Here is a 26,551-nt window from a genome sequence, read left to right on the forward strand (position 1 = left end):
GTTGTTGCAGAGGTGTGCGGGATAAGTGCTGTATTTCTGGCGGTAAACGTAAGAAAAACCTGCCAAACCCACACTGAATATTATTTTAAAGCAAGTTTTTTTGCTATTTCCGCAGTGTGGCGGCCCTGGTAGCGGGCTCCTTCCAAGTCGTTGCCGCTGGGCTGCCGTTCGCCCTGTCCGCCGGCCACGGTGCTGGCGCCATAGGGAGTGCCGCCCGTTACTTCGTGGTGGCCCATCTGGCCCTGCCAAGCGTAGGGCAAGCCCACCAGCACAAAGCCGTGGTGCAGCTGCATGGTATGCACGGCCCGGATGGTGGTTTCCTGGCCGCCGTGCTGGGTGGCAGTGCTCACAAATGCCCCGCCTACTTTCCCCACCAGTGCTCCCTTGGCCCACAGTCCGCCGGTAGAGTCCCAGAACGCCTGCATCTGGCCGCACATGTTGCCGTAGCGGGTCGGAACGCCGACTATAATAGCGTCGTAGTCGGCCAGCTCTTCGGGTTTGGCAACCGGAATGTGCCCGAATGCTTTCTGTGCTTCCGTGGCCCCGATCTGGTCCAGCAGCTCTTTCGGCAGGGTTTCGGGCACCTGCTTAATGGTCACTTCATTGCCTTCTACTTCGCGGGCACCTTCGGCTACCGCTTCGGCCATTTTATAGATGTGGCCATAGGTGGAGTAAAACAGAACCAGGGTTTTCATGGGTATGCGGGTTAGGGTAGACAAAGGCAAGTCAAAGGCATACGCTAGTCCGGCCGGATAGGGTGCATACAAAATAAGGGGATGTGTGTAGCTACACGAAGGCCGTCAGCTCCTGGCTTGCCAGGGGCTGGCAGCACCGCGTCGGATTTTTTCAGTGCGTAGCTATAATGCGTGCAACCCTTGGCGGCAGGTGGAAGCTCTTGTTGGTGTAGCCGGCTTCACACCCCGGCGTGTTATCTTTCCCGACTTCCTTTCCTGACTATGTATCCTAGGTCTATTCTGTGCGCGCAGCCCCTTCCCCAGGGCCCGTCCGCCCCGACGCACGGCTCCGGCGCCGCAGCCCGGACAGCGCGGTGAGTGCCTTATCGTCGGCACTGCGGCCCATGAACGGGCTGCGGGGGCTATTGGCCGGTACGCCGGCTTCGTCCGAAGCTATTACACCGCCAACTCCTGCTGTGCGCCCTCTCCTTCCGTCTTCCCAACTAAGCGAGGCCGAGCTGATAGACGGCTGCCTGGCCGGCAGCCGCCTCATGCAGAAGTATCTGTATGAACGGTTTGCGGGCCGCATGATGGCCGTATGCCTGCGCTACGCCCAAACCACCTTTGAGGCCGAAGATGTGCTGCAGGAAGGCTTTATCACGGTGTTTCGCAACCTGAGCAGCTTCCGCCGCGAATGTCCGCTCGAATTCTGGATTCGCCGTATCATGGTGAATGCCGCTTTGCGCCAGCACCGCCGCAATGCTCCGCTGGTAGCAGTCAGTGAAGGCGAATACCCCGAGGAGCTGGCCGGGGAGGAGTTCACGCTTTCCAATTACGGGTTCGAAGACCTGATGAACATGGTGCAGGAGCTGGCCCCGCGCTACCGGATGGTGTTCAACCTTTTCGCTATTGAAGGGTATGGCCACAAGGAAATCGGCGAAATGCTGGGTATTTCCGAAGGCACCAGCAAATCACAGTACTCCCGGGCACGGGCAATTTTGAAGTCTAAAGTCGAACGTCTCGACGCGCAATCCAAGCATGGCTACTTCCGCTCCTAATAACACCAACGACCCCCGGCCCACCGGCGACCTGGAACATCTGTTTCGGCAGAAGTTCGCGGAGGCCGAGGTAGCCCCGCGCGCCAGCCTCTGGGAGCAGCTCGACCATGAGCTGCTGGTTCAGCAAAACGAAAACTACCGCCGCCGTCTGCTGAGCTACCGCTGGGCAGCGGCAGCATCGTTGCTGCTGTTGGCTGGCGGCGGCACCTGGCTCAGCATTCAACCCAATGCTACTGCTCCAGATAGCCAAACGGGCATGGCCACTACCAGCAGCGCAACCACGTCGGCTGGTAGCTCAGCTTCCGCCGGTTCGTCGGTTGGCTTCTACTCTGCCCCTGGCCTGGCTGCCCGCCGCAGCGCTGCTGGTGTCAGCGGGGAAGATATGGCTGCTGCTACGGCCGTAACGGCCACGACCCGGCCAGCTGCCGGCGCCCCCGAAACCGCCCTGGCTACTGCTGCGGGGCTGCGCAGCTCCGTACGGGACCTGCTGGGCCTGGGGCAGAGCCGCGGCAACACGGCTGCCGATAACGGGGAGCGTAGCCTGGGCCTGAACGGTGGGCAGCGCGGCACCTCCGCGGCACTGGGCTCGTCGCTGCTGCAGGATGGCTATAGCCTGACGGCTGCTCCTGCTGCCGCTGGCATAGCTGCCTTTACTACGGCTGGAATTTCGCCCGCAACAGGCGCCGATGCCCTGCTGACTCGTGCCGTACGACTACCAGGCAGTGTGGCTGGCTTTGGCCGCCCCGAAACGCTGCCGGCAGTTCCGCAGGCAGCAGGTTTGCTGGCCGCCACCGACTCTGAGGAACCCACCCAGCACGAGGACGACGAGCCGAAGACGGCCAAACCACGCCGTTGGAAGTTTAATGCCGCTTATGCGGCCTCTGCCTTCAACCCCAACATCAATTTCGCTCAGGGCAGCGCTACTTCTCCTTCTGTGAGCTACGCTGATTTTGCGTCGATAAAGTCATCCGGTGATGCCTACGAAGCTGCCGCCGAAGAATACCGCGACAAGCTGCAGGCCGGCCTGGGGCAGCGGGTTTCACTCACGGCCGACTACACGCTCAACGACAATTGGTCGGTAGCCGCCGGGTTGGCCATCGCGCAGCAAGAGGCTTCCTCCGGTACTTCCTGGTATTTCCTGGACGGCAAGTCGACGGCCGCCGCCTTCTATGCGCCGATGCCTTCGGTGGGGGCCAACATTCCGCCGCGCTACGATATGCCGGTGCGCAACGTAAACTACCGCTACCGCACTGCCAGCCTGCCCGTGAGCGTCCGCTATAATACTAATGCCAAGCAAGGCTGGTCGGTTTATGCCAAGCTGGGTGCCGCCGTAAACGTGCTGCTGGGCTCCCGCACCGAGCTGGAAGGAGTGCCCGAAGCTACCCGCGTCTACTCCCTGGCTTCCTCCGACTCGCCGTACCGCAAGGTGCTGGCCTCGCTGCACAGCGGAGCGGGCGTCCGGTTTCAGCCGGCTACGGCTTCCTGGAGTCTGGCACTGGGCCCCGATCTGGAAGCCGGCCTGACTACGCTGAATGCCAATCCAACTCAAAGCATGTTGCGCCAGAACCGTCCCTATGCTATTGGAATGGAAGCCAGTGTGGAGTTTGGCAACGTAAAAGCCGCACCGGTAGCTCGTCGTTAACAATCGGATATCTATCGAAACACTTCTTCTCTCCTCTGTTGCCGATGTTGATTGAGCTACAGAAAGCTTCGCGCCGGTACCAAGACGTGTAGCTTCTGCTTCAAAAACCTGTTCGCTCGCCGGACAGGTTTTTTTGTTTCCCGGGAAACCTACACTTTGCTAATACAGTTATCATAGGCTGGCTTTTCTGCCGGCTGCCAGCCCTGCTGGCTTCCCATTTTCTCGCTGCATGAAGTATCAACTCACCTCGGAATTCAAGCCCACCGGCGACCAGCCCAAAGCCATTGCCCAACTGGTGCAGGGCATCAACAATGGCGAGCCGGCACAGGTGCTGCTGGGGGCCACGGGCACGGGCAAAACCTTCACCATGGCCAACGTTATTGCCGAAACCGGCAAGCCGGCCCTGGTGCTTTGCCACAACAAAACCCTGGCCGCGCAGCTCTACGGCGAGTTCAAGCAGTTCTTTCCCAACAACGCCGTCGAGTACTACATCAGCTACTACGACTACTATCAGCCCGAGGCCTACATTGCCAGCACCGATGTGTTTATCGAGAAAGACCTGGCCATCAACCAGGAAATCGAGAAGCTGCGGCTACACACCACGTCCACGCTGCTTTCGGGCCGCCGCGACGTGATTGTTATTGCGTCGGTGTCGTGCATCTACGGCATCGGCAACCCCGAGGAATTCAGCAAAAACGTGATTTACATGGCCCCCGGCCTGCGGTACTCACGCAACAACCTACTCTACCAGTTCGTCCAGATTCTGTATTCGCGCACCGAAATGGAATTCACGCGCGGCAGCTTCCGGGTGAAAGGCGACACCGTGGACGTATTTCCGGCCTACGCCGACTACGCCTACCGCATCTTCTTTTTTGGCGACGAAATTGAGGCCATTCACCGCATCGACCCGCAGAGCGGCAAGAAGCTGGCCGACGAAAAATCGGTGACGCTCTACCCGGCGCAGTTGTTCGTGACCGGCAAAGACACGCTCAACCAGGCCATCAAGGAAATTCAGTTCGACCTGGTGCAGCAGCACGCCTACTTCGAGAAGGAAGGCCGCGACTCGGAGGCCAAGCGCATCATGGAGCGCACCGAGTTCGACCTGGAGATGATCCGGGAGCTGGGCTACTGCTCCGGCATCGAGAACTACTCGCGCTACTTCGATGGCCGCCAGCCCGGCAGCCGCCCGTTCTGCCTGCTCGACTATTTCCCCAACGACTACCTGCTGGTAGTAGACGAAAGCCACGCCACCATGCCCCAGATCCGGGCCATGTGGGGCGGCGACCGAAGCCGCAAAACGGCCCTCATCGAGTACGGTTTCCGGCTGCCTTCGGCCTTTGATAACCGTCCGCTGACTTTCAACGAGTTTGAGAGCATGTTTCAGCAGGCCGTATACGTTTCCGCGACGCCGGCCGACTACGAGCTGACGCAGGCCAACGGCATCATCGTGGAGCAGATTATCCGTCCCACCGGCCTGCTCGACCCCGAAATCGACCTGCGCCCCAGCACCAACCAGATTGACGACCTGCTGGACGAAGTGGACAACCGCGTGAAAATGGGCGACCGGGTGCTCGTGACCACGCTTACCAAGCGCATGGCCGAAGAGCTGCAGAAATACATGGAGCGCCTCGGCATCAAGTCGAGCTACGTGCATTCCGACGTGAAAACCCTGGACCGGGTGGAAATCCTGCGCCAGCTGCGCCTCGGCGAAATCGACGTGCTGATTGGCGTAAACCTGCTGCGCGAAGGCCTCGACTTGCCCGAAGTAAGCCTGGTGGCCATTCTGGATGCCGATAAAGAAGGCTTCCTGCGCGACCAGCGCAGCCTGATCCAGACGATGGGCCGCGCCGCCCGAAACGACCGTGGCAAAGTCATTATGTACGCCGACCGGATGACGGGCTCCATGCAGCGCGCTATTGATGAGACGAACCGCCGCCGCGCTACGCAGCTGGCCTATAACCAGGAGCACGGCATCACGCCGCGCACCGTGCGCAAGAGCCACGCCGAAATCATGGGTCAAACCTCACTCTCGGACTACCGAATCCAGGATAACACGGAGTACGTGGGCCCGGAGGCCGATGGTGGCCTAGCCATTGCCGCCGAGCCGGTAGTGGCCATGATGAACCGTACCGACCTGGAAAAGCTCATCAAGCAAACCGAAAAGCAGATGGAAGCCGCTGCTAAGGACCTCGACTTCCTCACGGCCGCCAAGCTCCGCGACGAGCTGGCCGCTCTGAAGCAGGTGCTCAAGACAAAGCGCGAGTAAAAGCTCTAGCTTCAGGGGCTCATCACGTCTATCTTTTAGCACATGTATCGTATTTCGCTCCGGCTACTCAGTGCATTTGTTTTGCTGCTCAGCTTGTCGCAGTTGACCACTGCCTGTGTACAGCGCTACACCTACATGCAGGTATTCTACTACGGTCCTAAGACAGTGGTTGGGCCTATTCTGCGGTTTAGCCCAGCTTTCAAGGGGAAAGCCGAAATAGAAATGGTGCCGGACGAGTACACTAAAATGCTGAGTCCCATTGCTTCTTTCTCTGCAAGCAGCGGCACAACCACGACTACCGTAACTACCAGTGAAGGAAACTTTGTAGATGGTCAGCTGCAAACGGCAGCGCAGCTAGAGCAGCAGCATAAGCAGGAGGCTGCAGAGCATAAAGCCCAGATGGCATCCATCACGGCAATGATGAATCGGCATGTAGCGGCCACTACGCAGCAACTGAGTGACGCGCTGAATAGCACCGCAGAAGAGGGATGGGAAGTAACGCAGATGGCTTCCCTCGAAAACGGCGGCTTGGTGTATCTACTTCGTAAGAAGAAGTAGAATAGCCTGAACAGGAAATGAAGCCCCAGCTGCCCGCTGGGGCTTTTTGCGTCTCTGCCTCGGGCGTTGCAGCCATTGCCGGCTGGTTGGCGTACTTTGGGGAGCTATGTTGTCGGGGCTTCTATGAAAATACTGCTGGTTGAGGACGAGCCCAAGCTGGCCTCGTTCGTGAAAAAAGGATTTGAGCATGAAGGCTACGAGTTGACCATCGGCTACGACGGCCGCATGGGCGACTCGCTGTTTCAGCAGCAACCCTATGATCTAGTGATTCTGGACGTGAACCTGCCGTACCTGAACGGTTTCGAGCTGTGCCGCCGCATCCGGGAAACCGACCGGCAGGTGCCCATCCTGCTGCTCACGGCCCTCGACTCGCTGGACGATAAAGTGACGGGCTTTGAGGCCGGCGCCGATGACTACCTGGCCAAGCCGTTTGCCTTTAAGGAGTTGCTACTGCGTGCCCGTGCCCTCACCAAGCGTGCCTCCGCCAACGAGCCCAACCGGCAGGCCCTGCGCATGGCCGACCTGGAGTTGAACCTCGACTCCAAAATCGTGACCCGCAACGGCCAGCGCATCGACCTGACGACGCGGGAATATGCGCTGCTGGAGCATCTGCTGCTGAACCGGGGTAAAATTGTGAGCCGCGTAGATATTGCCGAGCGGGTCTGGGAGTTGGATTTCGACACCAGTACCAACGTCATTGACGTGTACGTGAGCTACTTGCGCAAGAAGCTGGACCGGGACTTCTCGCCCAAGCTGATTCATACGGTGGTGGGCATGGGCTACGTAATGCGGGAAGGCTGATGCTGATTCGCAACAAGCTGATGCTGCGCTTTACGCTGCTGGTGCTGGCCATTCAGGTGAGCTTTTCGGCGTTTATCTACTACTTCTACGCCACCACGCGCCGGCAGCGTTTCGAGCACCGGCTGGAAAACGCCGCTACGTTGTCGGGGCGGCTGCTGGTGCGCACGGGCAAACTGGCAACAGGCAATCTGGGCAGTATCCGGCGCGGCGACTTAATCACAATTCCTGGGGAGCAAATCAGCATTTATGGCCCGGCGGCGGACCTGCGCTACAGCAGTTCCGATGACATTGACCAAGCACCCAATCAGCTTCGGCTGAATCGCCTGAAGCCAAGGCAGCCGTTGCTGTTTACGATTGGGCTCAACCGGGAGGCAATTGGCATGGCCTATGAGTATCAGGGGAAGTACTACCACATTTTTGTGTCGGCGGTAGATAGGCTGGGCTGGGCGCAGCTCAACCGGGTTCGGATTCTGCTGCTGGTAGGCAATGTGGGCGCGCTGGCCCTTACTATTCTGGCCGGCTGGTACTTTGCGGGCTCAGCATTGCGGCCGGTAGCCCGCATTATCCGGCAGGCCGAGCGTATTTCGGCCTCCAACTTGGGGCGCCGACTGCATGAGGGCAACCGCCGCGACGAAATGGCGCAGCTGGCTATGACCTTCAACGTCATGCTGACGGGACTGGAGCAGGCGTTTGAGTCGCAGAGAAGCTTCCTGTCACACGCTTCCCACGAGTTGCGCACTCCGCTCACCACCCTGATGGGTACCCTGGAAACGGCCCTCACCTACGACCAGACGCTGGAAGATGCGCGCCAGAGCATGACCGAAAGCCTGGATGCCGCCCGCCACCTCCACGGCCTCACCAATAGTTTGCTGGCGCTGGTGAAAGTAGATGGTGCCCTACCGGCTTTCGTGCCCGTGCGCCTAGATGAATGCCTGAGCCAAGCCCTGGACTATGCTCGCGCGAAGTATCCGGGGCGCGAACTGCGCCTGGTTTTCGGAGAGTTGCCTGAAGCTGAGGAAACCGACGTGTTTATGGTGCCTGGCAACGCGCAACTGCTGACCACGGCCCTACTCAACCTGCTCGATAATGCCTGCAAGTACTCGGCGGGAGCCGTGCAGGCGGAACTGGCTTATGACGCCGCCCACACGCTACGGGTCCGCATTACCGATACCGGACCCGGCCTTACGCCGGAGGAGCTGAAGCGTATTTACGAGCCTCTGTACCGGACTTCCGGCGCCATCAACCGGCCCGGATATGGCCTGGGTTTGCCCCTCACCCAGAAGATAGTGCAGCGCCACGGTGGCCGGCTGGAGCTTAGGTCGGCAGTGGGGCAGGGCACTACCGCCACCGTGTGGCTGCCGGCGCTGACCAAGCAGGGGCTGATATAGGCACTGGAAGCAGGCGTTAATATCTTCTAATACGCTTCTCATCTCGTTTTAATGTCGGGGAGGGTCCTTTGTGGGGTAAATCAGCTGCTCCACAATGACCCCTGAGCCTCGGCCCACCAGTTTCCTGCTCTATCTCCTCACCCTGGCCGTTGTGCTGTCGGTGGGGCTGAACGCGTTTCTGCTCTACCGCACCCCGGAAGCCGAAGCCGAGCCGGCCGCTCTTTCAGAAGCGGAGGCCGAGCTGCACATGACCCAGCGTCTGCTGGCGCGCTGCCAGGCCTCGCACCAGCGCCAGGACAGTGTCCTGCTGACGCTGCAGTCCACGGCGGCCACAGCCACCACGTCAGGCCTCATTGGCCCCTAAGCTGCCCGCTGGCTGCCTTCTCTTCCTGTCTGTCATTCATCCATCCGCTTCATGAACTCTTCTTTCTTCCCTGCGCTTACGGCCACGTTGCGCCAGGGCTTGCCTGCACTACTGGGAGCCGCTTTTCTGGCTGGTTGTACTGCCGATGGCAAAGACCAGTCGGCCGCAACACAGGCCGTCCCGATGCTGCCCGTCACTACGCTCAAATTCTCGGAGCAGGAGCTGTTTCATGATTATGTGGCCGATGTGCAGGCCGTGCGCAACGTGGAAGTACGCGCCCAGGTCGGCGGCTTTCTGGAGCATATCTATGTAGACGAGGGCCGGACCGTGAAGAAAGGGCAGCCGCTGTTCCGCATCAACGCCAGCGCCTACCAGAACCAGCTGAATCAGGCCCGCGCCACGGTATCGGGGGCGGAGGCGCAGGCCCGCGCTGCCCGCCTGGAAATGGAGCGGGTGAAGCTGCTGGTGGACAAGAACGTTATTGCCAAAACCGAGCTGGCGCTTTCCCAGACCAAGGTGAAGGATGCCGATGCCCGCGTGGCCGATGCCCGCACCCAGGAAGCCGCCGCTCGCCTCAAACTGTCCTTCACGCTGGTAAAAGCGCCGTTTGATGGCATCATTGACCGGATTCCGTTGAAAGTGGGCAGCATGGTAGAGGAAGGCACGCTCCTGACCACCGTATCGGACCTTCGCTCGGTGTTTGCCTACTTCAACGTGGCCGAAGGCGAGTACCTAGAATATGTGAAAGCCCGCCAGCGCCACCCCGAGCGCCACACCGACTCCGTGTCGCTGACGCTGGCCGACGGCTCGCTCTACCCGCTGGCCGGCCACATCGAAACCACCGAAAGCGAGTTCAACGCCAGCACCGGCTCGCTGGCTTTCCGGGCCCGCTTCGACAACCCCAAGCAGCTGCTCAAGCACGGCGCCTCGGGCCGGATTCGCCTTACCAACAAGCTGCCGGAGGCGCTGCTGGTGCCGCAGAAAGCGGTGTTCGAAATCCAGGACAAAAACTACGTGTACGTGGTGGACAGCGCCAACCAGGTGCACATGCGCAACTTCAAGCCCCAGACCCGCACCGGTCTTTTCTACGTGGTGAAGGACGGGCTGAAACCGGGCGAGAAAATCGTGTATGAAGGCACTACAGGCCTGAAAAACGGTCAGAAAATCCGGCCCCGCCTCGTGCAGCCCGATTCGGTGCTGGCTTACGCGCACTAACGACAACGACTCCAACCGCCTAAAGTCAGGGTCGGGGCTTCCTGCTCCGTGGAAAAGGGGGGACAAGCCGTCCGGTGCAGGATGACACCGGCCGGCAGCAGCTTCCGGTCCTGGCTTTTTTATCACGCCGGCCCTTCCTCAGACGTCTGAGGAAGGGACTTCGGCTGCCTTGCCACACCTACCTATGTTCGATATTTTCATACGCCGGCCGATACTTTCGCTGGTAATTTCCGTGTTTCTGCTGCTGCTGGGGGGGCTGGCGCTGTTCACGCTGCCCATCACGCAGTTCCCCGACATCGTGCCGCCTTCCGTGACCGTGACGGCCAAGTACACGGGCGCCAACGCCGAGGTGTGCGCCAAGGCCGTGGCCACGCCGCTGGAGCGCGCCATCAACGGCGTGCCCGGCATGACCTACATGTCGTCGGTGAGCTCCAACAACGGCGTGACGCTCATCACGGTGTTCTTCAAAGTAGGCACCGACCCCGACCTGGCCGCCGTGAGCGTGCAGAACCGCGTCACGACCATCATCGACGAGCTGCCGGAAGAAGTAATCAAGGCGGGCGTGACGACGGAGAAGGAGGTGAACAGCATGCTGCTCTACCTCAACATCATGAGCGACGACCCCAAGGCCAACGAGAAGTTCATCTACAACTTCGCCGACATCAACGTGCTGCAGGAGCTCAAGCGCATTGATGGTGTGGGCTTTGCCGAAATCATGGGTTCCCGCGAGTACTCGATGCGGGTGTGGCTGAAGCCGGACCGCATGGCCGCCTACAACGTGGGCACCGACGAAGTGGTGGAAGCCATCCGGGCCCAGAACGTGGAAGCCGCGCCCGGCAAGTCGGGGGAAAGCTCGGGCCGCGAGGCGCAGGTGCTGCAGTACGTGCTGCGCTACACCGGCAAGCTGTTTGAGCCCGAGCAGTACCGCAACGTTGTGGTGCGCGCCGGCGCCGATGGCTCCATTCTGCGCCTGCGCGACGTGGCGGAAGTAGAATTTGGCTCGCTCACCTACGGCATGTCGTCGAAGATTGACGGGCAGCCTTCGGCGGCCATCATGCTCAAGCAGCGCCCCGGTTCCAACGCCTCCGAGGTAATTGAGGGCGTGAAAAACCGCATGGCCGAGCTGAAAGGCAGCAGCTTCCCGCCCGGCATGACCTACAGCATCTCCTATGACGTGTCGCGCTTCCTCGACGCCTCCATTCACGAGGTGCTCCGCACGCTGGTCGAGGCCTTCCTGCTGGTGTTCCTGATTGTGTACATCTTCCTGCAGGACTTCCGCTCCACCCTGATTCCGGCGCTGGCCGTGCCCGTGGCGCTGATTGGTACCCTATTTTTCATGCAGGTGCTGGGTTTCTCCATCAACCTGCTCACGCTGTTTGCGCTGGTGCTGGCCATTGGTATTGTGGTCGATAACGCCATTGTGGTGGTGGAGGCCGTGCACGCCAAAATGCAGGAAAAGCACCTGCCGGCGCGGGCTGCCACCTTCGAGGCCATGCGCGAAATCAGCTCCTCGCTGGTGGCCATTACGCTGGTGATGTCGGCGGTATTCATCCCCGTATCGTTCATGGATGGCCCGGTGGGCGTGTTCTACCGCCAGTTTTCGCTCACGCTAGCCATTGCCATTGTTATTTCCGGCGTCAATGCCGTAACGCTGACGCCGGCCCTGTGCGCCATCATGCTCCGGCACACGCCGCTGGCCGAAGGTGAAAAGCCGAAAAGCCTGATGGGCCGCTTCTTCGCCGGCTTCAACCGCCGCTACGAAGTCATGGCCGGCCGCTACCAGGGCCTGCTGCGCGGCGTGGCAGGCCGCCGCGTCGTCACGCTGGGTATGCTGCTGCTGTTCTTCGGGGCTACCTGGGGCGTGAGCCGCGTGCTGCCCTCCGGCTTCATCCCGACCGAAGACCAAGGCATGATTTACGTGAACGTGACCACGCCCGCCGGCGCCACCGTGGAGCGCACCGAGCAGGTGCTGGCCCAGGTGCAGAAAATTGCGCAGGACATGGGACCAGTCGAGTCAGTTTCGACGCTGGCCGGCTACAGCCTCGTGAACGAAGTGGCGGGCTCCAGCTACGGCATGGGCATGATTAACCTCAAGCCCTGGGACGAGCGCGAAGAGTCGGTGCAGGAGTTGATTGCGCAGCTGGAAGAGAAAACCAAAGGCATCAGCGACGCCAGCATTCAGTTTCTGCCGCCGCCCACCGTGCCCGGCTTCGGTAACTCCAGCGGCTTCGAACTGCGCCTGCTCGACAAATCCGGTACCGGCGACCTGCAGAAAACCGCCGACGTGGCCCAGACTTTTCTCACGGCCCTAAACAAGGAAGGCGCCATCAACGGAGCTTTCACCGGCTTCGACCCCAACTTCCCGCAGTACCTCATCCACGTTGACCAGGACATGGCCGCCAAGAAAGGCGTGACCATCGACAAAGCCATGAGCACGCTGCAAACCCTGATGGGCAGCTACTACGCCTCCAACTTCATCCGGTTCGGGCAGATGTATAAGGTGATGGTGCAGGCCTCGCCCGAGTACCGCGGCCGCCCCGAGGACGTGCTGGCCCTGCACGTGAAAAACGACCGGGGCGAGATGGTGCCTTTCTCCACTTTCGTGAAGCTGGAGCGTGTTTTCGGCCCCGACCAGCTCACGCGCTACAACATGTACACCTCGGCCATGATCAACGGTGACGCTGCCGTGGGCTTCTCCTCCGGCGACGCCATCAGCGCCATCGAGCGGGTAGCGGCCAAGGAGCTGCCCCGCGGCTACGACTACGAGTGGAGCGGCATGACGCGGGAGCAAATCCTGAGCGGCGACCAGGCACTGTACGTGTTCGGCATTGTACTCATCTTCGTGTATCTGCTGCTGGCGGCTCAGTACGAGAGTCTGCTCTTGCCGCTGCCGGTGCTGCTGAGCTTGCCCACCGGCGTGTTCGGGGCCTTCCTGAGTTTGAAGCTGCTGGGGCTGGAAAACAACATCTACGCGCAGGTGGCGCTGGTCATGCTGATTGGTCTGCTGGGCAAAAACGCCATCCTCATTATCGAGTTTGCCGAGCAGCGCCGCCGCCAGGGAGTCTCCGTGCTCGATGCGGCCATCGAAGGTGCCGTGTCGCGTCTGCGGCCCATCCTGATGACGTCCTTCGCCTTCATTGCGGGCCTGATTCCGCTGGTTATTGCCAGTGGGGCCGGTGCCCTCGGCAACCGCTCCATCGGGACGGCGGCGGCGGGCGGCATGCTCATCGGTACGCTGTTCGGCATGGTCCTGATTCCAGGCCTGTACGTGCTGTTTGCCAGCCTCGAAAAGCCCAAAAACCTGGATGCTGACGCCGAAGAAGCAGAGGAAATTCCTGCCGTTCCCGTCCCCCAGCATCGTCTCAATGGTGCGGCCGTGCCTGCCGGCGAACCTGTTCATTTCATCAAATAAGTATGCGCCTGCATTCTGCTATAGTTTCCGGTCTTACTGTACTGACTTTGGCCTCCGGCTGCCGCGTGGCGGCACCCACGGAGCCCAAGGCCAGTGCGGCGCTGCCGGCTGCCTTTGCCACCACCCCGCAGGGGCCGTCTGCCGTGGCTGCAACCACGGCGGGCGGTGCGTTGCCCACCCCGCCCGCCGATACGCTCAGTGCCGGCGCCCTGCCGTGGCGGCAGTTCTTCGCCGACCCCGCACTGGCGGCCCTTATTGACACCGCGCTGCAGCAAAACCTGGATCTGCGCATTGCCGTGCAGCGCGTAGAAGCGGCCCGGGCAAACTATCTGGCCCGGCGTGGCGCGCTACTGCCCACCGTCTCGGCCGTAGGTTCGGCCGGCGCCGACCGGTATGGCCGCTACACGCTCAACGGCGTAGGCAACTTCGACACCAACCTGTCGCCCAACATTGAGGGCGGGCAGCGGATTCCGGATCCGCTCACGCCGGATTTCTTCATAGGGCTGCGCAGCTCCTGGGAAATAGATGTGTGGGGCAAGCTCAAGAGCCGCCGCAAAGCTGCGTATCTGCGGGTGCTGGCATCGGAGCAGGGGCGAAACTTCGTGACGACCAACGTGGTGGCCGAAGTTGCGCGGCTCTACTACGAGCTGCTCACCTACGACAACCAGCTGGCCGTGCTGCAGCGCAACGTGGCCCTGCAGCAGAAGGCACTGGGCGTCATGCGGATTCAGAAGCAGGCCGGCCGCGCTACGGAGCTGGCCGTGCAGCAGTTTCAGGCGCAGACTCTGCGCACCGAAAGCCTGGCCTACGAAACCCGCCAGCGCATCACCGAAACCGAAGCCAGCCTGAACCAGTTGCTCGGGCGCTACCCGCAGCCCATTGCCCGCGGCGCGGCGCTACCCCAGCAGACGCTGCCGGCCCGCCTCAGTGCGGGCCTGCCCTCGGCCGCGCTGCTGCGCCGCCCCGATGTGCGCCAGGCGGAGCTGGACCTGCAGGCTGCCCGCGCCGACGTAGATGCCGCCCGGGCCGCTTTTCTGCCCTCACTCACGCTCACGCCCTACGTCGGGTTCAATGCTTTCCGCAGCAATATGCTGTTCGATCCGTCGTCGTTAGCGTTTGGCGCGGTGGCCGGGCTGGCCGGGCCCATTCTCAACCGCGCCCAGCTCAAAGCCGACCAGCGCACCGCCGTTGCGGCCAACCTCGAAACCTATTACCTCTACCAGAAGACCCTGCAAACCGGCTTCCGCGAAGTCGTGACCGGGCTCAAGGGCCTGGAAAATTTCCGCGCCGCGGCCGCGCTCCGGCAGCAGGAAGTAGACCTGCTCACGAAGGGCGTAGCCACCGCCAACGACCTGTATGTGGCTGGGTATGCGTCTTATCTGGAAGTAATTACGGCCCAGCGCAGTGTGCTGGAAGCCGAGCTGAGTCTGGCCGAAGCCCGGCAGTCTCAGCTGCTGCAAAGCGTGGACCTTTACCGCGCCCTGGGCGGCGGCTGGCAACAGCCCTAGTTTTTCTGCCGCCCTACCTGGAACGGCCGTGCTACTAAGCACGGCCGTTTTTTGTGCCCTGGCTATACCCGCTTGAGCCATTCACCGGCCGAAGCGGGGCTGTTGAACGTGAGAAACAGGATGCCGGCCGACGTGTGCTGCACGGCCAACTCGGCCGAGAGCTGGCTGTAGCGCTCAGGAGAATGAATCCAGGCGAAATAGCGGCAACCAGCCTCGTACAGCTGAGGAAAAAACACCTCCCCGCCCCAGCGCGCTGCCTCGGCCCAAAGCCCATAAATGTGAGTATTGTCGTTGAGCACTTTTGAACAGCGCTCCTGCCGCAACAACTCCAGCAGCTTGAGAGCTCCTTCCATAACCTCAGCATCCGTAGGGCTGCCCTGCCAATCAAGCTGCAGCCAGTTTTCTACGTAGTTGAGATGGATAGTCAGTGTTGGAGAATGGTAGAGGGTGCGTAGCGCCATGGTGGAATGAGCAGAGGGACGGTATCCGGAACGCAAGTTAGCAGGTAGTCATACAGACTTTGCCCGGAGAATACTTCAGTTCCTGCGTGAGCGTTGCTGCAGGAGCAAGCTGCTGCCCTGGGCTTTGGGCTCTGTGTCCCGGCTTGCTACTCTTCTACGGCCCAGGCGTATGCCGGCAACGGCACCAGTCGAGCTGGGTTTTCGGCTTGGGGCGGGTTAGTGTATCTGCCGCAGCCACGCCGCCGCTGCCTGCGCATTATTAAATATCCGGTAAATCAGGGCTCCTTCGCGGGCATCCTGCATCAGGGAGCTGATACCCAACCGGGCAAACACGTCGTCTGGCAGAAGCACGGCGGCAATCATTTCCCGCTGCAGAGCGTGGCTCACGGTCAGCCATTGCCCTTGAATCCAGGTTCGCTCCTCCTCCGTGAAAGGGGCCATCAGGCGCTGGTTGGCCAGCATCTTATTCGAGCCCCGCAGGTGCAGCAGGTGTTCCAGATGCTGCAAAAAAGCTACATAGTCGCCCTTCTGGCGGGTGCCGACGTTGTAGTCCACCACCACGTAGCCATCCGGATGGTCGTAGAGCCGGCCTATGGCATTCTGGTAGTAAATCGGTATTCCGGACAGCAGGAGCATACGAAGAGAGGAAGGAACGCAGGAAATTGCAGAGCGACAAAAATACTGCGTCGCCCCGGAATATGCCACCTGAACAGTAATTGCTCTACGGCAGAAACAGCAGGATGTGGCAGTAGCTGGTGGATGGCAAAACCATTCCGCAAGGATAGTTCCGGCGCTATTTCGCCGTTGGAAGTGCAATACCCGCAACTGCGCTTCCAGCCGCTGCACTCTGGGCACCTGGGCTGAAATGCGGGTTGGCAAGGCCGGGACTCACGGTGTGCTCCCGCTGCTGCCCCAGCCTGGAGGGCGCAGTCAAAAATTGGCTCGCTGTCGGTGTGAGGTAGGCCCACACGATGGGCAGCAGCGCGTCAGGAAAAACAGGTCAGGAAGTAAGTACAGAGTGATACTGACAAGTCAGAGCAGGCCGGCTTGTTGCAGGCCGTAACCCAGCGCGGCCCCGCCCAGCACCAGCCAGGCGGAGTTGAGCTTATAGCGCAACAGCAGAAAAGCACTGGCCAGGGCCAGCAGCCCGGTAGGAATATCCAGTAGCGCCGTGCGGGCCAGCGTGAGCGAAACGGCCGCCATCAGGGCCCACGAAGCCGCGTTCAGCCCGTCGAGGAAGGCGCCGGCCAGCGGCGACTGCCGCAGCTGCGCCACCAGCTTGATACTGAACCCCACAAAGATGAAGGCTGGCAGAAAGATACCCACCGTGGCCACCAGTGCGCCGCGCCAGCCCTGCAACACATAGCCCACGAACGTAGCCGTGGTGAACACCGGCCCCGGCGTCACCTGCCCCACCACCACGGCGTCGAGCAGCTGGCCCCGGGTGAGCCAGTGAAAGCGCTGCACCAAATCCGCGTCGAGGAAGGCCAGCAGCACGTAGCCGCTGCCGTAGAGCACCGAGCCAATTTTGACAAAAGCCAGTCCCAAGGGCAGCAGGCCCAGCGGCAGCGCAGTTCGGGTGGCGGAGGGAGCGCCCGGCCCCAGGCCCAGCAGACCTGGCAGCAACGCCAGCACGGCTACGGCTCCGACCAGTTTGAGCAGGGCCGGTGGCACGGTTTTGTGCGGCAGCGTAGGCCAGCGTAAGGCGCCGGTCACGAGGCCAGCCGCGAAGAGCAGCAGCAGTTCGTTCATGCCCAGCAGCCCCAGCACCAGAGCTGCGCCGGCTACCAGCCGCAGCGGCCAGGTTTTCAGGGCCGACTTGCCCAGGCTCCAGAGGGCCTGCGCCACTACGGCCACAATAACGGGCTTCACGCCGTAGAGCACGCCGGTGAGGGCCGGGAGCGTACCGAAGCGCACATAGGCCCAGGCAAACGCTATGACGATAAGCATAGCCGGCAGAATAAAGCAGGTACCGGCCAGCAGCAGCCCGGCCCAGCCGCGCCGCTCGTAGCCGATGTGAATGGCCAGCTCGGTGGAGTTGGGGCCGGGAATAAGGTTGGCCGCGCTGAGCAAATCCAGAAACTGCTGCTGGGTCAGCCAGCCGCGCCGGCGCACCACCTCTTCTTCCATAAGGGCGATGTGCGCGGCCGGGCCGCCGAAAGCTGTGGTTCCCAGCCGCAGAAACAATCCGGCCAGCTCCGCTAAGGAAGTGGGTGTAGGCTGCTCACTCATGCTCTCCCGCTCGTCAAAGGCTCATCTGCCAGCCATTGGCTCCCATCTTTCACCAGCAGAAACAGGCTGCCCGGCCGCAAGGCCCGGTCGGGGCGGCTGCCGGGCAGTATTCTCCCCAAATTGTTGTCGGTCAGCGCCACCATATCGGCATTGGCACTGGCAATCATCAGGATGAGCAGCAGGAACCCGACGGCAGCCCCGAGCCAAAGCTGGCTTTGGGTGTGAAACTGGCGGCGGTCTGCGCCCATGAGTTCAGGGGCTTTGTGCATAGCAGGGAGTAGACGTGTTGGGGAACGACCAGCGCATTGGCACTGTGTCGGTGCGCCGGACTGAGCTGTAAACTGCAAAAAACGGTCTGGAGTTGGGCCGGAACCCGGTACCAGTGGGCTATTTGCACCAGCATCAAGAAATGCTCTGCCGCCAACGCCAAAGAGGCCCGTTATCAACTGATAACGGGCCTCTTTGGCGTTGGCGGCCGGTTGACGGTTAGTGCTGCACCACAATCTGCTGGTGAATTACCTGGCCGTCCAGCACCAGGCGGAGGGTGTAGACTCCGTTGGGCAGATGGCTCACCGACAGATTGATATCCGGGCTGGCATCAGCAGCCAGCGGGCGGCTGAGCTCCTGTATGGTTCGGCCCTGGGCATCAAACACCCAGCCCTGTGCCTGGCCGGTGTAGGGCTGGCTCAGGCGAACTGTCAGCTGATCGGCAGCCGGGTTCGGGAATACCACTGCCGTAAGCAACGACGCTCCGCCGGATACCTGCACCGTTTGCACGGAGGACAAGGAACTGGTGCCGTCCTGATCTACCTGGCGCAGGCGGTAATATACCACCGGGCGGGCGTAGCGGGCCAGGTCGGCATCGGTGAGCTGATAGGAGTGGGGCTGGCTGCTGGTGCCGTGGCCCGTTACGCGGCCAACGGCCCGGAACGTGCGTCCGTCTACGCTGCTTTCCACCTCGAAATAGTCGTTTTTCAGTTCCTGAGCCGTAGCCCACTGCAGCAGCGCGTTGTTGCCGCGGCGCTCCGCCGTGAAGCGCACCAGCTCTACCGGCAGCGGAGAGCTGCCATAGGTGCCAATGAGTGTCTGGCTGAACGAGCTAACCGGGAACGTGACCGTGTTGGTCGTGGCATCGGCGGCCGTAGCCGAGATGGGGGCTTCGAAGGCGCCGTCGCTGTTGCTGCCCCGCTTGTAGAGCTTCAGGTTGGAAGGGGCTGCGGCATAGCCCGCGGTGATCAGGCCTGGGTCGAGGGTATAAGTAATGGCCGCCGTGAAGGTGCTGGTGCTGTACTTATCGACAATCCAGTAGGCCCGCGAGTAGGTGCTGCGCAGATTGGCATCACTCACCTGCGTGCCCAGAGGCGTGCCGCGCAGGCGGAACACTACCACATCATACGGGGCGCCCGCAACAGACGTGAAATTGATGGCCGCGTTGGTGCCTGTGAATGAGTAATTGCCCGTGGCAGCTACCGACTGCAGGTTGCTCACGCCAAAGCCCACGGGAGCCGTGCTGGTCGTGCGGGTGGCCCCGGTCAGGGTAGCGGCCGCGCCTGAAATATCGTCGGTGGTAGTCGTACCGGCATCATTAAACTGCAGATACGATACCAGACCGGATTCGGTGCCTGAGAGCGTCAGGTGCAGGAGCAGGCGCACTTCGGTCTGGCTTAGCGCACGGTTCCACTGGCTAACTTCGTCGATGTCGCCGGGGAAGTTAGTGCCCGACGTGCCCGCGCTGCCGATGAAGCTTGCGGCGGTAGCAGCCGGCGTCCGAGCCGCGGCCGTTGGAGTCAGAGTAGCTACTGCCGTGCCATTCAGGTACACCGTTAGTACGCTGCCGGTATAGGTAGCAGCCACATGATTCCATTCGTTTGCAGCAATTACGTTGGAGTTAAACTCGGCGTTCTGCGGTTGCGCCGCGCCGCTGGAGCCGAAGCCCGCCCCAATGCGCCCGTTGCCGGTCACGTACAGGTAGGGGGCTGCGGTGTTGTTGGTGCCGTTGCCCAGCACGTAATAGTTGGCACTGCCTGAGCCGCCGGTACGCTTGATCCACGCCATCTGGGTATAGGTGCTGCCCAGTGCTGGCAAGGAGCCGGCACTGAAGCTGGCGTAGCCAGCGGTGGTGCGCAGGGCCGTGCCCGCCACGCCATCGGTAGCAACTACCCGGCGGTTGCCTGCCGGATCAGTGATAGTCGGCGTGCGGGCCAGACCCCCAATGGTCAGGCTTGCGACGGTAGCATCCAGCACGTTTCCGGCGCTGGCCGTGGCCGCCACATCGTATACCAGCCAGAAATAGTTGGTGCCCGTGGTCAGCGGCTGCGCACCCGCCACAGTGAAGACCCCTGCAGGAGCAGTAACCGCGCTGCCGAAGGCCGTGGTGGTGCTGAGCGTAGTGCTGGCGCCCGTGTAGTACACGCGGGCCGCCGCAATATCAGCAGGCGCAGTGCTGCCGTTGGTGGTGAAGCTGAACGACTGCGCGCTCAGGGGCGAGGAAGAGCCTCCGCCAATAACCACCGCTACCCTCAGAATTACCTGGTTGGTGCTGCCCGCGGCTACGCGCTCCGTGTTGGGCTGCTCGGCTGTGCTGCTGGTATAGGTGGCCGCAGTTGCTACCGTGAACGTGTTAGTGTTCGAATTGGCGCTTACAGCCTGACCGCTCAGCTGGGCCGTGGCGCGTACCGTGTGGCTGCCCTGGGCCAGGGCCGAAGGCTGCGTCAGCGTGAAAGTGCCGGCCGTGGCCGTCGTCGTGCCGATGGCCGAGCCATCCACGTACACCGTCACCGTGGAGCCGGCCGGGGCCGTGCCGGTATAGGTTGGCGTAGCACTCGTAACCGTACTGCCGTTGGCCGGAGCCGTTACTACGGGTGCCGCCGTCTGAGGTTGGTTGTAGGTGACGCTGTACGCGTTGCTGGCCGTATTCAGGGTGTTGTTGGCATCCTGGGCTACACCGGCCGTCAGGCTCACCGAAGTGGCGGTGCCGGGCGCGGTGGGCGTCACCGTGAAGGTATACGGGCCTGCGCCGCTGCCGCTGAAGCTGCCGGTAGTAACCGTGCCGTTGGTCACCGTCACATCGGCGGCGGTGAAGCTCGTGCCCACGCTCGCGGAGAAGCTCACCGAGAATGGAATCGGAGTGGTAGCAGTGCTGCCGCCCGTAGCGGCGGCCGTACTGCTGACGGTGGCGGTCAGGGCCGGGGCCGTCACGCTGAACGAAGCCGATGTGAAGGTATCGTAGGTCGGGATGTTGTTGGGCTGAATATTGCCCACGAATACGTCGTTCACAAACACGTTCAGCCGTTGGTCGAGCGTGGTATAATTGCGCTGGATGGCCCGGAAGCTGACCTGGTAGCTGCCCGTGGGTACAGCCAGGTTTTGCGACACGCTGCCGTTGTTGCCGGCCGCGCTCTGCAGGAAGGCTACCGCGTCGCCGTCGGCTGCCGTCGAGGCGAAGCCGTTGTTGCTGTTGCGCGACACGCCGGCCTGTACGCCGAAGGTCCAGGGGGCGGCTACTACTCCCTGGCTTTGGTACAGGTAGCTGCCGGGATTCACGTTGTTGGTTTCGAAGCCGCCGTTTTGCACGCCGTCGGCCACTACCGTGCTGGTACCGCTTTGCAGCACCTGCACCACGTCCACGAAGGCCGTCACGTCGCTGAAGCTGCCGCCCAACGCCTGGATGCGCAGGGTGGGGGCCGCCGTGAAGCTCTTGGTGATGGTGTACTCTTCTCCTGTCGTGTAGGGCACGTTGGTTACTGTAGGCGAAAGGCCGGTGCTGTTTTGCACATTCAGGCGCAGCGTGCCATTGCCGGTGCCGGTGTTCACCGTCACCGTGTAGGTCGTGCCCGAGCCCGAAACGCTGGCCCCCGAAACGCCGCTGATAGTCCCGGTCGTCGTCACCGAAAAGTTACTGGTGCTTACTCCCGTTACGCTATTGGCGAAAACCACTTGGTAGCTCACCGTCGCCATGGCTGTAGGGTTCGGGGAGAGGCGCGTCACCGATGCGACGGTGGTGCTGGGGACGTTGTAGGTGAGGCTGTATGACGCGGAGGCACCAGTGTTACCGTTGCCGGCTGCGTCCTGGGCCACGTTGTTGGGTACGGCTACCGTGGTAGCGGTGCCGGCCGTGGTGGGCGTCACCGTGAAGGTGTAGACGGTGCCGGGGCTGGTGCCATTCACGGTACCGCCGGTAATCGAGCCGTTGGTTACCGTCACGTCGCCGGCTACAAAGCCACTCACATTTTCGGAGAACGTCACCGTGAACGGAATCGGCGAAGTGGTAGTGGTGCCGCCGCTGGTGCCGGCCGGGCTGCTGATAGCTGCCGACGGGCGAGTTTTGTCGATGTCGTAGGCTTCGCCGCTGGTGTAGGGCAGGTTGCTCACCATGGGCGTCAGACCGGTGCTGCTGCCCAGGTTCAACTGGAGCGTACCCGAGTTCGAGCCGGTATTGACTACTACCGTGTAGGTGGTGCCCGCGCCGGACACGCTGGCCACCGAAGCGCCGCTCAGGGCGCCGGTCGTCGTGAGGCTGAAGTTGCTGGTTGTCAGCCCGGTCACTGGCGTGGCAAATGTCAGCGTGAACGATACTTGGCCGGCGTTGGTGGGGTTAGTGTTACTGGCCCGCACGATGGACGTGACGGTAGTGGTGGTGGTAAATATCTGCACCGTGCCGTAACTGGTATCTACGCTGTTGATGGCGTAGGCACGCACGTAGTAGGTAGTGCCGGGCGCCAGGCCGGCAATGGTTTCAGAAAAGCTGCCGGTACCGTTGCCGTTGGTGTCTTTGGTGTTGCTGGTAGTGGGCGTGGTGTTGGTAGAGCTGTACACTACGCCGCGCTCCGTCACGGTGGCCCCGCCATCGGCGGGTACGCTGCCGCCGAGCACGGCGCTGTTGCCCGTAACGCCGGTCGGAGCGGCTGTTGTTACGGTGGCGGCTACCTGCCGCGTACCCGTGATGCGGATGTTGTCGAAGGCCAGTTCCTCGCCGACATCGGAGCGCAGCTCCAGTTTGAAATCGAGGTTGGCCACGGCGGCCCCGTTGGGAAGGTTGAATGTTACGTCCTGCAGCGTGGTGCCGAGCGTTACGCCGTTCCCGCTGACAGCCCCGTTGGTACCGCCGCCCACTAAGGAGCCGAATTCCTGCCAGCTTCCGTTGTTGGTGCGGTAATACAGCTTGAAGTAGTCACTGTTTTCCCAGCCTATATTGGCGCCCAGGGCAATAATGAAGCGCAGATCAATGTAGCCGGCGGCGTTTACCGGAGCCAGCTGCAACGTGCTGATAGGCGTGGTTGGGTTAGGGGTGATATTGGTGCCATCACCGTACCAGAAGCCGCCGCTGACGCCGCCAAAGGTGGTCGAGCTGCCGGTGGCCGGGTTGGTCGTCGAGCGGAAAAAACCGGCCCCGAAGCTGGTACTTTGAAAGTCGTTGCCGAAATACCGGGTGCTTTCCCCATCCGTATCGAAGTTCTCGGTGTAATTCAGTGCCGCCGGCGCATTGAGCGTGAGCGTAATGGCAACATTGCGCGAGGGGTTGTTGCTGAGTGCGCTGCCATTGTACACCTGAAACTCCACCTGCCGCGAAACGCCGTTGAGCGTAGTCGTGTTGGTGCTGGAGTACGTCACGGACTGCAGAGCCGTCTGGTAGGCAGCCTGACTGGCCGGGCCGGATAGCGTCAGAATCCCGTTACCGGTGTTGTACGAGCCGGCGATGCCATTCTGGTTGATGAAATTCAGTTGGTCCTGAGCCTGAAAATTGACGACTTTGACCGTCGCGCCCGTAAGGGTGGTGGCAGAGTTGTCGGAGTAGCCGACCACCAGCGTGTTGGTAAGCTGCACGGCCGCGCCACCCTCGGTGTAGCTGACCGGAGTGCTGCCCAGGTTGCTCAGCGTCGGCCTGGTCGCCACTTCCAGCGTGCCCGTTACCCGAATGTTGTCGAAGGCCAGCTCCGGCTGCCGGCTATCCACCACCACCTGCACGCGCAGCGCACTGCCGGTAGCCGGTATACTGACAGTAACATCCCGAAACTGCGCATCCAACTGTAGTGCCCCGGCATCCGGAATGCTGTCCAGCGGTGAGCTGGTGTCCTGCTGGAACACACCGCCGCCACTGGCGTTGCTGCCCAGCAGCAAGCCTGCCGTAACAAACGCCCCGCCATCGAAAGAATACCGGATTCTGATTCGGTCAGTGTTTCGCACCGCATTGTTGCCGCCGCCTGTCCAGCCCGCGCCGCGCGGGGCCGCGAAAGCTACTTTGACGACGATGTCCTTATAGTTTCGGGCATCGATTGTATTAAGCGTTACGTGCCGGGAATTGCGGGCATAAGCAAACCCCGCCTGACCCCGCGCACCTTCCGTCACCCAGAAACCAGTTCCCTGCTGGTCGCCCAGCGCCACTGCCCGGAAGTTGGGGTAGTTGCTGCCCTGGGCCACGGTTGCCCGCTGGAAATACTCCAGTGTGTTGTCATAAAATGAGTTGGAAGTGTAGCGGCTATTCTCCCCGTCCGTTTCAAAAATTTCCGCAACTGGCATAGTCAGCTGCTGTGCCTGAGCTCCGAAGGTGGCAAGAAGGAATAAGAGCGAGAGTATTGTTTGTTTCATATATCTCAGATGAAGTAGTGAAAATCAAAGTTACCGACTTGTCGTCGGGGGTACAGCCTGTGTCTGCATCATTTCGAAAAAATCTCCCAGCACCTCGCCAGGCTGAATGCCCAGGTCTATCAGCTGCAGGCCACTGAAATAACCCTCGTCGAGGGCTACCATGTCGAGGCGCAGAGCCTCGCCCATGCCGCAGGCTACCCATAGGCCGGCCGTGGCATCGGCGTAGAGCACGGTGCCGGGCGGCACCGGACCGGTGGCAGCGGCCGGGTGGGGCGTCACGCCCAGCAACCGTAGCGGCTGCCCGCGCAACATGGTCAGGGCGCCACGGTTCCAGGGGTTGGCCGCCCGCACCAGCCGGTCGAGGGCCGGGGAGGAGTCGGTCCAGCGTACGCACACGTCGGCCAGGGTGGCGCGGGGCCAGTAGTGCGCCTGGGCCTCCTGCTGGGGCTGGGGTATCAGTGAGGGAGCCTCGCCGCGCAGGCTGGCCAGCAGCCGCAGGGCCACCGGGGCGGCGTGGGCGGCCAGCCGGGCGCGGTGCAGCCCATGCGTGTCGGTTGGCCCGATGGGCACGGGCTCGGCCAGCAGCACCGGGCCGGCATCAAAATCGGCGCTCATGAGGTGTACCGTCACGGCGCCGGCGACTTCGCCATTGCGAATCTGCCAGAACAGAGGCTCGGGGCCGCGGTAGCCGGGCAGGGCGGCAAAGTGAAAGTTGAGGAACCCGTGCGCTGGCAATGCCAGCACGGCTGCCGGAATGCGCCAGGGAAAAGTAAACACCAGCACGGCCGCGGGGGCCAGCGGGGTCAGCCACTTCGCAAGGGCGGCGCCCAAGCCGGGGTGCTGCAGGCGCACCACGGGTAGGCCCAGGGCGGTAGCCGCCTGCACCAGCTGCTCGGCTTCGTCGGTTTGGGGCAGCAGCGGCACGGCTACGCCCGCCACGGCGCCCTGGGCGGCCAGCGCATGCAAGGCAGGTAAGCCCAGCCCACTGCTGATGATGATGGCTACTCGCATGAGGCAGGGCCCGTAAGCAGGCCGCGCTGATCATCAGCTACCGAAGGCTGACAACCAGCGCGGGTGTGCTCGGGTTCAGATAGGACAGTTAGCCGCGCGAGGGGAAATACCCCTGGATGGCAATGGCGTAGTTCATCACCGCCATCGGCTGGCGGTTGTCATGGCCCTGGCTGCCACCCATAGACGACAGCGTGCCCGGCAGGCTACCGCTGGCCAGGGAAATGTTGGGCTTGCCGGTGGCAAACTGAGTGACGGTGCCAGTGGCCGGGTACGACTGGCTTATCTGGGGAAACTCGGCGGCATCGGCAGTTTTGATGGTGCCCGTAAACGTATGTTCGTGCTTCGGCATTTCTGCCGTAGCAAGCGTTACGGTTTCCGTGCCGCCTCGCTGGCCCTGCACATAAGGCGCCAGCCCCGGCCCCTGGCCGGCGCCCAGTGCTACGCGGCCGCGCAGATCAGGCAGCGCAAACGTGGTGCGCCCGTCGCCGCCGTACATAGTGCCCAGCAATGAGAAAAGAGCCTGGTTTGTCGAAATCTGGAGCAGTTGGCCCTGACAGAAAAGCCAGCCTTTCGGTGCGTAGAGAAAACCCATCAGGCGGATTTCACCAAGAAAAGCGTCCATATAGAGAGAGGTATTTAAGAAGATAAAAAGAGAAAACGGCTACTGAGCCTGCTTGGAGCGTGCTTGGGAATCGTCGTACAGAGCTTGTGGAGCATCTTTGCCGCTTCGCCGGAGACATTTTCAACGAAGCGTTAGAGATGCTTCGGCTGCGCTCCGCATGACACGAATGGGCGCTTTTACTAACTCCCAAGCCCACTCTCAGGGCTGCGATGGCCAGATGCCAGCGGTGGCGATGATGTAGTTGATGGCTGTCACCGGCTGGATGTTCGGGTGCGGCTGAGAGCCGCCGGCTGGTGTTGCCTGCCCGCTGAGTGCACCCGTGCCAAGCTCAGCGGGAGTATCGCCCACCACGAGATTGTAGGCGGACTCACCCCGGTCACTGAAGTAGGCTCCGGTGGGGTTAGTCTGGGCGGTAGCGGTTTCGCCCGCAATGGCACTGATAGTACCATTGAATGGGTGGGCATGCGCCGGCAGCTGCAGCGTGGTCAGCGTCACGCTTTCGGCCCCCATCACCTGCCCGACAACGTAGTTGGACAACCCGGGGCCCTGGCCCTGGCCGACCGTCACGCGGCTGGCCATATTGGGCAGGCCGAAGGTGGTCACTCCATCACCGCCGTACGTGGTACCCAGCAGCGTGAACAGAGCGTCGTTATCTGAAATCTGGAGCAGCTGGCCCTGGCAGAACAGCCAGCCGACCGGGGCGAAGTTGCCGCCGAAAATGCGAATTTCTCCGAGGTATGGTTCCATAAGTAGA

Annotated in this window: 19 protein-coding genes; 10 read left to right on the forward strand and 9 right to left on the reverse strand. The window is 61.8% G+C overall.

Translation table 11 applies throughout. The features are described from left to right. Positions 1–80: 80 nt before the first annotated feature. On the reverse strand, positions 81–695 hold the full coding sequence (wrbA, locus tag IC231_RS04720; protein WP_190783422.1) for an NAD(P)H:quinone oxidoreductase: 615 nt from the start codon (positions 693–695) through the stop codon (positions 81–83). 281 nt (positions 696–976) lie between these two features. On the opposite strand from wrbA, the gene IC231_RS04725 reads away from it, so the two are divergent. The 10 genes from IC231_RS04725 (at position 977) to IC231_RS04770 (ending at position 14,886) form a co-directional block, all read left to right on the forward strand. Continuing rightward, positions 977–1,732 carry an RNA polymerase sigma factor gene (locus IC231_RS04725; RefSeq protein ID WP_211538856.1) on the forward strand — a complete coding sequence of 252 codons (756 nt, stop codon included), beginning with the start codon at positions 977–979 and terminating at the stop codon, positions 1,730–1,732. After that, positions 1,713–3,374 carry an outer membrane beta-barrel protein gene (locus IC231_RS04730; RefSeq protein WP_190783423.1) on the forward strand — a complete coding sequence of 554 codons (1,662 nt, stop codon included), beginning with the start codon at positions 1,713–1,715 and terminating at the stop codon, positions 3,372–3,374. Before IC231_RS04725 ends, IC231_RS04730 begins: the two co-directional genes overlap by 20 nt. 229 nt (positions 3,375–3,603) lie before the next feature. Continuing rightward, positions 3,604–5,640, forward strand: a complete 2,037-nt coding sequence (gene uvrB, locus IC231_RS04735) for an excinuclease ABC subunit UvrB (protein WP_190783424.1) — start codon at positions 3,604–3,606, stop codon at positions 5,638–5,640. A 42-nt stretch (positions 5,641–5,682) separates the two neighbouring features. Then, entirely contained in the window at positions 5,683–6,198 is a 516-nt protein-coding gene (locus IC231_RS04740) for a hypothetical protein (protein ID WP_190783425.1), read from the forward strand. Between the two features lie 123 nt (positions 6,199–6,321). Beyond that, positions 6,322–6,999, forward strand: a complete 678-nt coding sequence (locus IC231_RS04745; protein WP_185888740.1) for a response regulator transcription factor — start codon at positions 6,322–6,324, stop codon at positions 6,997–6,999. After that, complete coding sequence (locus IC231_RS04750; RefSeq protein WP_190783426.1) at positions 6,999–8,387, forward strand: sensor histidine kinase; 1,389 nt, start codon at positions 6,999–7,001, stop codon at positions 8,385–8,387. The genes IC231_RS04745 and IC231_RS04750 overlap by 1 nt, the downstream gene beginning before the upstream one ends. Positions 8,388–8,481: 94 nt before the next feature. Continuing rightward, positions 8,482–8,751, forward strand: coding sequence for a hypothetical protein (locus tag IC231_RS04755; protein WP_190783427.1), 270 nt, complete (start codon positions 8,482–8,484; stop codon positions 8,749–8,751). Positions 8,752–8,802: 51 nt separating this feature from the next. Then, positions 8,803–9,966, forward strand: coding sequence for an efflux RND transporter periplasmic adaptor subunit (locus IC231_RS04760; RefSeq protein ID WP_190783428.1), 1,164 nt, complete (start codon positions 8,803–8,805; stop codon positions 9,964–9,966). Between the two features lie 184 nt (positions 9,967–10,150). After that, positions 10,151–13,378 (forward strand): efflux RND transporter permease subunit, encoded by a 3,228-nt coding sequence (locus IC231_RS04765; RefSeq protein WP_190783429.1) that lies wholly within the window; start codon positions 10,151–10,153, stop codon positions 13,376–13,378. Positions 13,379–13,425: 47 nt separating this feature from the next. Beyond that, positions 13,426–14,886, forward strand: a complete 1,461-nt coding sequence (locus tag IC231_RS04770; RefSeq protein ID WP_211538857.1) for an efflux transporter outer membrane subunit — start codon at positions 13,426–13,428, stop codon at positions 14,884–14,886. Positions 14,887–14,948: 62 nt separating this feature from the next. Here the strand turns inward: IC231_RS04770 and IC231_RS04775 are convergent, their stop codons facing one another. The 8 genes from IC231_RS04775 to IC231_RS04810 form a co-directional block, all read right to left on the reverse strand. Further along, entirely contained in the window at positions 14,949–15,347 is a 399-nt protein-coding gene (locus tag IC231_RS04775; protein WP_190783431.1) for a hypothetical protein, read from the reverse strand. Positions 15,348–15,563: 216 nt separating this feature from the next. Further along, positions 15,564–15,983, reverse strand: a complete 420-nt coding sequence (locus IC231_RS04780; protein ID WP_190783432.1) for a hypothetical protein — start codon at positions 15,981–15,983, stop codon at positions 15,564–15,566. A 396-nt stretch (positions 15,984–16,379) separates the two neighbouring features. Further along, positions 16,380–17,579 carry a chromate efflux transporter gene (gene chrA, locus IC231_RS04785; protein ID WP_190783433.1) on the reverse strand — a complete coding sequence of 400 codons (1,200 nt, stop codon included), beginning with the start codon at positions 17,577–17,579 and terminating at the stop codon, positions 16,380–16,382. After that, positions 17,576–17,848, reverse strand: coding sequence for a hypothetical protein (locus tag IC231_RS04790; protein WP_190783434.1), 273 nt, complete (start codon positions 17,846–17,848; stop codon positions 17,576–17,578). Before IC231_RS04790 ends, chrA begins: the two co-directional genes overlap by 4 nt. 217 nt (positions 17,849–18,065) lie before the next feature. Next, positions 18,066–24,164, reverse strand: coding sequence for a LamG-like jellyroll fold domain-containing protein (locus tag IC231_RS04795; protein WP_190783435.1), 6,099 nt, complete (start codon positions 24,162–24,164; stop codon positions 18,066–18,068). 30 nt (positions 24,165–24,194) lie between these two features. Beyond that, a complete protein-coding gene (locus IC231_RS04800) occupies positions 24,195–25,175 on the reverse strand; it encodes a methionyl-tRNA formyltransferase (RefSeq protein WP_190783436.1) in 981 nt (326 codons plus the stop codon). Positions 25,176–25,263: 88 nt separating this feature from the next. Further along, the gene (locus tag IC231_RS04805; RefSeq protein WP_190783437.1) at positions 25,264–25,797 is read right to left on the reverse strand and encodes a phage tail protein; all 534 of its coding nucleotides are present in this window, start codon (positions 25,795–25,797) and stop codon (positions 25,264–25,266) included. Between the two features lie 198 nt (positions 25,798–25,995). Then, positions 25,996–26,544, reverse strand: coding sequence for a phage tail protein (locus IC231_RS04810; protein ID WP_190783438.1), 549 nt, complete (start codon positions 26,542–26,544; stop codon positions 25,996–25,998). Positions 26,545–26,551 lie beyond the last annotated feature (7 nt).

It is taken from the genome of Hymenobacter duratus, from assembly GCF_014698995.1.
GTDB lineage: Bacteria > Bacteroidota > Bacteroidia > Cytophagales > Hymenobacteraceae > Hymenobacter > Hymenobacter duratus.